Below are 1126 nucleotides of genomic sequence, written 5' to 3'. Positions count from 1 at the left end.
TGATCGCCGCGCAGGCGCCGGGCACCGGGCTGACCCGGACCCCGGCCGCGCGTGCCGCGCGCACCAGGCGGTAGCCGGGGTCGCTGACCAGCGGGGTGCCGGCGTCGCTGACCAGGGCCAGCGACTGACCCTCCAGCAGGCGCGCGACGATGCGCTGCGACAGCGCCTCCTCGTTGTGTTCGTGCAGCGCCAGCAGCGGCCGCTCGATGCCGAAGTGGGCCAGCAGCTGGCCGCTGCGGCGGGTGTCCTCGGCGCAGATCGCCGCCACCGAGCGCAGCGTCTCCTGGGCGCGCGGCGTCAGGTCGGCGAGGTTGCCGATCGGCGTGGCGACGACATGCAGGGTTCCGGGCTGGGCGCTCATCTACGGCTTTCCATGGTCAAGGGTAGAATCGTAGCGGTTTTCCCCGGCGCGCCCGGCGTGCCCAGCCGAATGGACCAGAAATGAACAAGCGATTCGCAAGGATTTCCGCCCTGTCGCTGCTGGCGCTGCTCGTCGCCGGCTGCGCCACCACCAGCGTGACGCCGAGCGCTTCGCCGGCCCAGTCGGCGGCGCTGGCGCTGCTGGACCAGGGCAAGCCGCGGGACGCGGCGCAGCAGCTCGAGGCGCAGGCCGCCGGCGCCACCGGCAGCGCCCGCAACCAGTTGCTGGGCGACGCCGCCTTCGCCTGGTACGAGGCCGGCGATACCGCCCGTGCGCGCAGCCTGCTGGCGCAGGTGCAGCCGCGGCAGTTGCCGCCACTGAGCAAGGTGCGGGTGGCGCTGGTCGAGGCCGAGCTAGCGCTGGCCGACCGCCAGCCGGCCAAGGCGCTGCAGGCGCTGGGCAGCGATCCGCAGGCAGTGCCGCAGAACCTGCGCGCGCGCTGGCATCTGGCCCGTGCGCAGGCGCTGGAAGGCACCGGCGACGCCACCGCGGCGCTGGACGAGCGCGCCCGCGCCGACAACGGCCTCAGCGGCCAGGCGCGCAGCGACAACCAGCGCGCCATCGTGCGCCAGCTGGCCACGCTCAACGATGCCACCCTGCAGGCGCGCGCCGCCGCGCTGCCGGCCGGCGACCCGCTGTACAACTTCGTCGGCCGCGCGCTGCTGAGCCGCGGCCTGGCGCTGCCGCGTCCGTTCGACCGCGGCG

2 protein-coding genes are annotated in these 1126 nt (G+C 75.0%); one reads left to right on the top strand and one right to left on the bottom strand.

Going from position 1 to position 1126, the window contains the following annotated elements; genetic code table 11:
- Positions 1-361, bottom strand: a 361-nt coding sequence (locus D588_RS0119235) for a ribosomal RNA small subunit methyltransferase I (RefSeq protein ID WP_017917143.1), incomplete at its 3' end; no start/stop codon positions are given.
- 80 nt (positions 362-441) lie between these two features.
- On the opposite strand from D588_RS0119235, the gene D588_RS0119230 reads away from it, so the two are divergent.
- Positions 442-1126: penicillin-binding protein activator (locus tag D588_RS0119230; RefSeq protein WP_017917142.1), on the top strand; the 685-nt coding region annotated here is incomplete at its 3' end.

The organism is Xanthomonas sp. SHU 308 (assembly GCF_000364645.1).
GTDB lineage: Bacteria > Pseudomonadota > Gammaproteobacteria > Xanthomonadales > Xanthomonadaceae > Xanthomonas_A > Xanthomonas_A sontii.
The sequence above is the reverse complement of the archived record's forward strand: the minus strand, read 5'-3'. Positions and strand labels throughout refer to the sequence as shown.